At 52.8% G+C, this 9,259-nt stretch carries 6 protein-coding genes; 2 read left to right on the forward strand and 4 right to left on the reverse strand.

The genetic code is table 11. From position 1 onward, the window contains the following. The first annotated feature begins 179 nt into the window (after window positions 1-179). Window positions 180-887, forward strand: coding sequence for a GntR family transcriptional regulator (locus Q0294_RS22175; protein ID WP_299469811.1), 708 nt, complete (start codon window positions 180-182; stop codon window positions 885-887). A gap of 710 nt (window positions 888-1,597) precedes the next feature. On the opposite strand, the gene Q0294_RS22180 is transcribed toward Q0294_RS22175, so the two are convergent. Both Q0294_RS22180 and Q0294_RS22185 read right to left on the reverse strand, forming a co-directional pair. Then, window positions 1,598-1,990 (reverse strand): carboxypeptidase-like regulatory domain-containing protein, encoded by a 393-nt coding sequence (locus tag Q0294_RS22180; protein WP_299469813.1) that lies wholly within the window; start codon window positions 1,988-1,990, stop codon window positions 1,598-1,600. Window positions 1,991-2,200: 210 nt separating this feature from the next. Beyond that, the gene (locus Q0294_RS22185; protein ID WP_299469815.1) at window positions 2,201-3,145 is read right to left on the reverse strand and encodes a DUF1559 domain-containing protein; all 945 of its coding nucleotides are present in this window, start codon (window positions 3,143-3,145) and stop codon (window positions 2,201-2,203) included. A 448-nt stretch (window positions 3,146-3,593) separates the two neighbouring features. Here Q0294_RS22185 and Q0294_RS22190 point away from each other — a divergent pair, with 448 nt between their 5' ends. Continuing rightward, window positions 3,594-3,842 carry a hypothetical protein gene (locus Q0294_RS22190; RefSeq protein WP_299469817.1) on the forward strand — a complete coding sequence of 83 codons (249 nt, stop codon included), beginning with the start codon at window positions 3,594-3,596 and terminating at the stop codon, window positions 3,840-3,842. Between the two features lie 1,588 nt (window positions 3,843-5,430). Here the strand turns inward: Q0294_RS22190 and Q0294_RS22195 are convergent. Then, window positions 5,431-8,004: a DUF4132 domain-containing protein gene (locus tag Q0294_RS22195; RefSeq protein ID WP_299469819.1), complete on the reverse strand. Its 2,574-nt coding sequence runs from the start codon at window positions 8,002-8,004 to the stop codon at window positions 5,431-5,433. A 74-nt stretch (window positions 8,005-8,078) separates the two neighbouring features. Then, entirely contained in the window at window positions 8,079-8,477 is a 399-nt protein-coding gene (locus Q0294_RS22200) for a hypothetical protein (RefSeq protein ID WP_299469821.1), read from the reverse strand. Window positions 8,478-9,259: the final 782 nt, after the last annotated feature.

The raw sequence follows: 9,259 nt of genomic DNA on the forward strand, positions 1-9,259 counted from the left end.
GGGTTAAAAAAGAAGCCGTATTTTCGCCAGTGGGCGCTGATCCATCGTGTCTGAAACGATTTCCTGATAGAAATTAAAAGAGTTGTTTAAAAATCGTTTGACATATGTAATAACGTATTATAACATGATGTTACACATTGTCGGGAATTTGAATTCTCTTGTCAACCAGAAAATAAAAAATGTATGAAGTCACGGAAAATCTGGCGGATCGTGCTTATCGATTTATCAAGCAGGAAATGCAGGACGGGGCGCTCGTGCCCGGCGTACAACTGGTCAATCGGAAGCTGGCGTCGAAAATCGGCGTGAGTGTGATTCCGGTGCGGGAAGCCATTCATCGGCTGGTGTCGGAAGGACTGGTCGAGCACGTGCCCGGTGCGGGGGCGTTCGTGCGGAACCCGAATCGCGAAGATTTAGAGGAGCTGTATGTCCTGCGGGATGCATTGGAAAGTTGTGCGGCTGCGGAGGCGGCGCGGTACATTACGCCACACCAACTGGACGACCTCGACGCGCTGTTGGCGGAATTCCATGAGATTCGGGAGTTGGTCGCAAAACGCAGCGATGGCCACGCCACGCCGGCCCAGTTTAACCGCTGGCTTGATCTGGAAGAAACCTTCCATGAGATCGTGATCGATGCGTCGCGCAATCGTCTGATTTCGAAAGTCGTTCGGGAACACCGCGCGGTGACGACGGTGTTTGAATCACAGCGGAACAGTTCAAAACTGCTGACGCTGGATCTGGCCACAAAAACCTGTGACAGCAAGGAACAACTGCTGGCAGCGTTACGTGCCGGCGATGGTCCCCTGGCCCGCGAAGTGATGAGTGCCCAGATTCAACGCGGCTGCCGCGACGTGCTGGCCTTTTTACGACAGCAGGAACGCCGTTCCTGAAATTGTGATTCTTTAAACGAAAGAACCATCGGTGTGCCACCTTCTGGTATGGTGGCAGGCCGAATGTCGTAGGGGGCAGGTCGATGTACCTGCCCGCCTGTCGGTAATCAAAACGGTATTCTACTCTGAATGGAACCGTTTGGGTCGTTCGTCTGTCGTTTCACAAAGCACGTCGAAACGGCGGGCGACCACATAGGGTCGCCCCTACGTTTGGAGTTGTGTTCTTTCTCAGCCGCCGATTTTGTTTTGGTTTTGTGAATCGTGTCGTAGGGGGCAGGTCGATGTGCCTGCCCGCCTGGCGGGAACCAAAACAGTAATCTACTCTGAATGGAACCGTTTGGGTCGTTCGTCTGTCGTTTAGCAAAGCACGTCGATCCGGCGGGCGACCACATAGGGTCGCCCCTACGTTTGGAATTGTGTACTTACTCGCCGCCGATTTTGTTTTGGTTTTCTGAATCGTGTCGTAGGGGCAGGTCTATGTGCCTGCCCGCCTGGCGGGAATCAAAACGGTAATCTACTCTGAATGGAACCGGTTGGGTCGTTCGTATGTCGTATCACAAAGCACGTCGATACCGCGGGCGACCACATAGGGTCGCCCCTACGTTTTCTGTTGAGGTCGGTGATTTCTCATTCACTGTTGGCAAGCCAGCAGTGCCACCAGATTTTTTGATTTGAACCGATGCTGATTTGAACTGATTCTGACTTCGAACTTATTTCTTCAGATCGAAATCGAACGTGTTCTCGCCCTCTTTGACGTTGGCTTCCAGTTCGGTTTCGGTGTTGTATTTGGGAGGCAGCTTCTCTTTCGCAACACCGGCTTCGGCTGTGGGGTCATCGCCTTCGGTCTCCATCTCATTGTCCCCTTCTTTGACAGAGGTGATGAGGACCTTGTTGTGCCCCACTTTGCAGCCAGGCGTGTTGCGGATATAGATTAATTCGTACTGGCCGGCGGCATCGGTGGTCGCGCTGGCGGGGCGGCCGCTATCTGGCATGAACGTGATGGAAGCTTTGGCCAGCGGTGCGCCTTCGAAAGTGACGGTCCCTTTGACCAGGCCCAGGTCAGGCCGATCACCTGATTCGTTTCCACAGCCGGCGAAACTCATATACAATGCCAACAGGGTAAGCTTTACGATTCTGTTTCTTCTCTTGCTATTCATTGTTGAAACTCACTTTATCATTGAAAAATCGAATCTGAGAAAGTGGATCTTTCTCATGACGCGGCCCGTTCCTGAAAAGGTATGGGAACGATCTGTCTGTCAAAAAATACTGCGTCGCGTGCCAAGCGACGCAGTCTGATCGTGGCGTCCAAATGATCAATCCAGGCTTAACGTTTCCCGTTTGGCCCGGGTGCTGATCGCACGATACAGGGCCATGTCGATGTTTTCGGAGAGGAAACGGACTCTGCCATCACCTAACACGAATTGTGCACCGCCGACGTGGTAACTGCCCGCTGCTTCTTCTGTATACTGGTTAATGGGGTCGTTGCTTTCTGCAGCGATGAGGTATTCGGTCATCTCGGTAGGCGGGTTGCTGTCCGCTCCGTTTGAGAAGCAGTGTTTGCGGTCACTGCCGCCGCCACCCAGCCGGTCAGCGTCTCCGCCGGAGTCAATTACTTCACTCACCATAATGGTATTGGAAAGGCCATCGGTAATATCACGAAACGCAACGCTACTGCTGATGAAGAATACACCGTCGGCATTCATGCAGCCATTGGTGGCCGTCATCCCAGCCGGGGTGGAAACCGAACCGCCGTAGCAGTTATCACCCGAGTATCCGATGAGTGTGCCCATGTTGCCGTTGTAGTTCGAGGGAGAGTATCCATTCTTCTGGGCACCCGTGGTGACATCGGGTTGCGACGGGCACCAGAATACGGAAAGCACGGTCTGCCCGCTCAGTTGCTGTTTGGAGTCATTCACACCGCCGGACTCGGCTCCCATGCCGCTGGATGTCGGGCCCTGGATTTGATTGTACATGTTCGCCTGATCGAGATAGGGCAGGATGCTGGCGTGCCAGGTCCAGCCATGACCGTAGTATTTGGAGCCATTGTAGTAGACGATACTGCCCGGCGGCAGAGCAGAGAAAGTGTCGTGATAATTGTGTAATGCCAGACCGATCTGCTTCAAGTTGTTTTTACAACTGTTGCGGCGTGCTGCTTCACGGGCCTGCTGGACTGCGGGTAACAGCAAGGCAATTAAAATCGCGATAATCGCGATCACCACCAGCAGTTCGATTAAGGTAAACGCTTTTCGATTCTTCATTACTTCTCCTTTTAATGAAATCTAAAGTGCAGGACTGGTTAATAAAATTTAAAATTCAAGACTGCACACAAAATGAAAATGAATAAGTTCCGACAGGAAATTCAGCATTCGTTCCGGAAACAGATTGGCGGACCTGGATCTATCAATTACTGATGAATTCAGTTTGTTTGAAACAGTCAGAGACGTTTGAAAGGAAATAGCTCGTGACTGAATTGTGAGGATTCTAGGCCGCTTTTTTGAATAAGAGATGAAGAACACGTGAGCTTTTCAAAAGTCGGCCTGGTCGAGATTGATCGTTTTTTGATTAAGAAACAGTGAATTAATTAAGAGTTTGTTTTGGCAGGCTGTCTCTCTATGAATTTCTACCTGAACTTACAGGTGAGCAGACATGCGTTTTGTTGAATAAAGGTCTTAAAATCAAGGATTTATTCGTGTTCATGATTTCTTCATGCAATATGGAAGAAAAATTCATAAAAGCCTGTCTGGACGACAAACGCCTGGCTGGCAGCAGGGACGCTGGCCGGACGCAGCGCTGTTGATTTTATCGTATCGCAGGGGCAGGTCTATGTGCCTGCCCGCCTGTCGGGAATCAAAACGGAAATACCCTCTGAATGGAACCGGTTGGGTCGTTCGTATGTCGTTTCACAAAGCACGTCGATCCGGCGGGCGACCACAAAGGGTCGCTCCTACGTTTTGAGTTGTGTTCTTTCTCAGCCGCCGATTTTGTATTGGTTTTGTGAATCGTATCGTAGGGGCAGGTCGATGTGCCTGCCCGCCTGGTGGGATCCAAAACGGTAATCTACTCTGAGTGGAACTGGTGGGGCCGTTCGCCTGTCGTTTCACGAACCATGTCGAAACCGCGGGCGACCACATAGGGTCGCTCCTGCGTTTCCTGTTGGGGGGGGGCTCGCTGTTGGCTTGCCAACTGTGCCCGCTTCGCTCGACCTGAATTCCTTTGGGGCTGCCCTGGCCTGCGGTGCCTGGTATCGTCGTTTCAGGCTGTTTTTGTAGTGTTTTCTCACTGTCGGACGAGCCGACCGTTGCCACACGGCGAGAGTAACCTGAAGTGACATGGGGGTAAAAAATTTCCCCCTGTTGTTGAGTTCAAGAACTACAAAAACAGGGGGCTGAAAGTCTGCTAAGACTCAGGTCAGAAGATTATTTCTTCTTGCTGGTTTTGCCTTTTGCAGGTTTGGTTGTCTCAACGGTTGCTTTGCCAGTTTGCTTTTTGGCAGTTTGCCCAATCTTAGTAGTAGATTTGGCCATCACAGTGTCTCCAGAAAAAAGGAGGTAAAGAAACAGATATGAACTAAGATATTCATATCGACGCGTAAGTTACCAATCTTTGCAAAATTTGAAATATCAGAGTTCACAATTTTCAAATAATTGCAAGAAATATTTTTGATGACCTTTTCGTGTCTGTCTCTGCGGGTGTCACAACGCGACTGTTCGTGTCTTGCTGGAACCCGATTGTCTGAAGGAAGCGTGCGCTGGTGCGGCTCGTTTTTTCTGCGACCTGCTTCGCTGCGATCAGCCCGGATTGCAGGCGGGCCTGCCCTTGTCTGCTGTGACTGAAGTAGTCGTTTCAGGCTTGTTTTATAGTGTTTTCTGGCTGTTGGGCAAGACAACAGTGCCACGCGTTTTCATTGGTGCGTCTCGGATTTGTGTTCATGGCGGGTGGAGATTGTCTTTCAAATCATGTCGTAGGGGCGGACCCATGTGTCCGCCCGCCTGACGGGGGACGAAGTTGAATTGCTCTCACGAAGGGTCAGCTTCAGCGTTCGGGAGCCGTTTCGCAAACCATGTGGAAACCGCGGGCGACCACATAGGGTCGCCCCTACTTTTGAAAATGTTCTTTGTCTGCTGTGACTGAGATGGTCGTTTTAGGCTTGTTTTGTAGTGTATTCTCACTGTTGGGGCCAGCCAACAGTGCCACGCGTTTTCATTGGTGCGTCTCGGATTTGTGTTCGTGGCGGGTGGAGATCGTCTTTCAAATCGTGGCGTAGGGGCGGACCCATGTGTCCGCCCGCCTGGCGGGAGACGAAGTTGAATTGCTCTCACGAAGGGTCAGCTTCAGCGTTCGGGAGTCGTTTCGCAAACCATGTGGAAACCGCGGGCGACCACATAGGGTCGCCCCTACTTTTGAAAATGTTCTTTGTCTGCTGTGACTGAGATGGTCGTTTTAGGCTTGTTTTGTAGCGTTTTCTCACTGTTGGGCAAGCCAACAGTGCCACCCGACGAACAGTATTGGGGCCAGCCGACTGTGTCACCCGGTCGAGGTTTTCCTACAGTCCTTGAGTGATCTGGCTGACGATGGAAGAGTCGGTGATCTTTTTGTCGTCTGCCAGCAGGAAGGCTTTGCTGAGGATGATCGAGAGCATGTTGTCCCCTTCAAAGGGGAGGAACAGGCTGTTCGTACTTTTGCCGGCGAGGGACTGGTTGGGCACGATGCAGAGGTAAGCGTCGTCGGGCGACATCAGAATATTGCTGCTGCCCAGGTGGATTTTATAGGTCCGCAGTTCTCCCTGGACGACCAGAAATTTCTCCTCAAACGAACACTTTTTCGCGATTTTGAGCCGGGGAATCAGACGCTGCAGGATTTCCCGGCGGGTATTGGCGGTCGCAGATAAATCGCCGAACGAGTAACTTTGCCAGTAATCAACGTAACGACCGTCCGGCCCCCCATCGGACCAGCTGGGATCGTTGGCAACAGAAGCCACGCCGACAAACAGGTCGACATCCCTCAGCAACTCGCTGAGCACCAGCGGGGGGATCTCTGCCAGCGCAATCGGGGTATCGCTGCCTTCCTCACCCCGGGTGATGTAACCACCTCCGGCTGCATACGCAGTGCGTTGTGCTGCCGTCAGTGGATAAAACCGGACCTGATCGGTGGCAAGATAGAGGTACGTGCCGGTTTCATTGGTGTCCGTTCCATAGTTGTCGCCGATCCCTTCCACCCAGAATTCAACTCTTAAATCCCATTTCGGCAGCAGTTTCATTGCGGGAGGGTAATCGCCATCGACCATCAGCCGCAACTGGTTTTTCCAGCGTCGGGCGCCGCAGAGTGCGTTGAACTGATGCTGTCGGATGATATGGGCCGCGTAACGATTGGAATAAACGCGTGTATTTCGTTCGGCGTCTGTCAGCAGGTAGACTTCGCGGTGGGCCTGCTTGAAGGGCTGCTGGACTTCATGCTGTTCCAGCCATTCCCGCCAGGCAAGAACCTGCTCCGTCGGCACTTCGATGGGATGCCAGAGTTCAACAGTGGTCGATTCATTCAGATTGCTGAGCGGCTGACTGTCCTGGTCGACCAGTTGGTTTTCCTGCCAGATCCCGGCGACGACTTCTGCGCCGGTTTTGAACCGCCAGATGATCCGCCGGGCCAGTGTTCCCACCAGGGGATGATCGAGATAGCGTTCTTTCCACGTTTCGAACGACCACTGTTTCTGTTCCAGGAACAGGTTATCGATCCGTTCGCGCTGTGCGGGCAGCATCTTCTGGATGTCTTTGGCGCTGGCCTTGAGTTCCTTCAGCTCCTCGGGAAACTCTTTTTTAACGGCCGCGGGAACCGACTTTTGCGGCTTGCCGTCCGCTTTCAGCCATAATAGCTCCGTCGTAGTCGTGCCGGTAATGTTGAGCTGAGCCGTGAAGTCCCCCAGCGTTTCTTCCAGTTGCCCGACGGCGGTCAGTCCGTAGGCGGGCACTCCCATTTCTTCGATCTCTTCCCGGGGGACCTGCATCCGCTCGGCGGTTTCGTTCAGCGCTTTTTCGATGCCCTTTTGAGCGGTTCCGAACTTGATCTTCACTTTGAGATAAGCCAGCTGTCCGAGGGCCGTCTCATTGGAGATCTGTCCCAGAGCCCAGACGCAGGCGTTCCCCACTTTGATCGCGTGAGGTCCGCTGCCGGGAACTTTTTTATAGGCCATGACCGCCAGGGCTGCCACTGCGCGAGCCAGTCTGGCATCATCAACGAGGCTGCAACACCAGCAGAGTCCCTTAAGGGTATCCTGGTGCAGACCACTGATCCCCCTGAAAGTTCGGTCTGAGACTGAACCTTGATGATCAACGAGGGGGAACCAGACTAGCAGGGATTCGGTAAAGGCTTCCTGCCCGATTTCATCCAAAATCGTCTGTGCGGTCTTCAGCCATTTTTTCGAGGGTTTGCCGGCTGAAGCTGACTGGCAATGAAGTATGAGTGCCGCCCATGCCTGTCGCAGCGGGTCCGGCATCTCACGGCCGTCTGCCAGTGCCCTGTCCGACCAGGCCTCCCCCGGTCTAAGGGGGAATTTGTTCTTATCTGCCACCAGTCCCCGGAGTGTTTTCACATGGTTGCTGTTATCGTGCTCGCCGAATAATGTTTCCAGAGCGTTCAGGAATTCAGTCAGCGATCGTTTCAAGAGTTCATCCAGCGGTTCTTCTGACTTGTCGGCATACCTCTTGATGTGATTGACCAGGGCGGACAGATGTGGGTTTCTCCAGTCATAGACTTCCTGGACGTGAATGCATCTGTCGACCAGCCAACTGTATTCAAGCATGGTGAAAGGCAGGTTACGCCGCAACAGTTGAGATGCCACGTGGAGTGCAGTCACCATGTGGTCTTCCCGGACAGAGCAGACCTGTCTCTGGTCTGGTAGAGATTCATAAATTGCTTTCAGGCTTTCCGGCCAGTCCGCATCCTGGAGATCATAGTACATCAACCCGAACGTGAGAAAGATATAGTCCCTCTGAACGCCTTTCTGCTCAGCGAGGATTTCCTGAATTACCGGGTTCTTCGAGATCTGGTCAAAATAATAAATCTTCGCGTCGATCTCCTGGATTGACCGCCGGTAAAGTTCGTCAGCGCGGGGGGAGTATTTCATGGGTGTACAAGTCTTTGTCGGTTTGAGGGAGCGTCGGGGTAACGGTCTCTTGAGGAACTGACAGCGACAGCGGCTTAGCCGCCGACCAGCAGTGTCAGCTTCAGGAACGACACTTCTGATCGTGGTGTGATTGTAATCTCTTCGTCGAGAGATTCTGCCTGCCGCTCGTTGACCAGAATCAGCACCTGGTTCTGTTCGAAGGCCGCGAGTGCTTTTTCGTACTGTTTGTTCCAGTCGATCTCGCGGCTTTTTTTCAGCTTGTAGCCATTGAGCGTTTCTTCGGTGTCGGTGGGTTGGATCAGCCCCCGGAAATGTTCGGTCTGCTTTGCGTTAAAGTCTTTGACTTCCTGATAGACCCGACTGCGGATCAATTCACGCACGGTAATCGTTTCGGTCAGAAACTCGAGCGTCAGTTCGCCGGTTATTTTCCCGGCCATGGTTTCATCACGAATTGTCAAAGTGGTCGCTGACATCAGGATTTCCTTCTGAAAGAACTCGATGAACGGTAGCACGCGCCGAGTGAACGGACTGCGAGATCACTCCCTTCGCGATACTGTTCGATTGTACTTTTTTGTGGTTTCTAATGCCAGTGTTGGTAGCGCGAGACACCCTAACATTTATGATGAGACATGGCTTCTCTTTTCAGGTTGATTTATCTGGCCTCCTGCTTGCCGCGATCGGCCCGGATTGCATTGGGTCGTAGGGGCAGGTCTATGTGCCTGCCCGCCTGGCGGGATCCAAAATGGTAATCTACTCTGAATGGAATCGGTTTCGGCGTTCGTCTGTCGTTTCGCAAAGCACGTCGATCCGGCGGGCGACCACATAGGGTCGCCCCTACGTTTGGAGTTGTGTTCTTTCTCAGCACCGATTTTGTACTGGTTTTCAGAATCGTGTCGTAGGGGCAGGTCTGTGTGCCTGCCCGCCTGGCGGGGACCAAAATGGTAATCTACTCTGAATGGAACCGGTTTCGGCGTTCGCCTGTCGTTTCGCAAAGCACGTCGATCCGGCGGGCGACCACATAGGGTCGCCCCTACGTTTGGAGTTGTGTTCTTTCTCAGCACCGATTTTGTACTGGTTTTCAGAATCGTGTCGTAGGGGCAGGTCTGTGTGCCTGCCCGCCTGGCGGGGACCAAAATGGTAATCTACTCTGAATGGAATCGGTTTCGGCGTTCGTCTGTCGTTTCGCAAAGCACGTCGATCCGGCGGGCGACCACATAGGGTCGCCCCTACGTTTGGAGTTGTGTTCTTTCTCAGC

This window comes from uncultured Gimesia sp., assembly GCF_937919775.1.
GTDB lineage: Bacteria > Planctomycetota > Planctomycetia > Planctomycetales > Planctomycetaceae > Gimesia.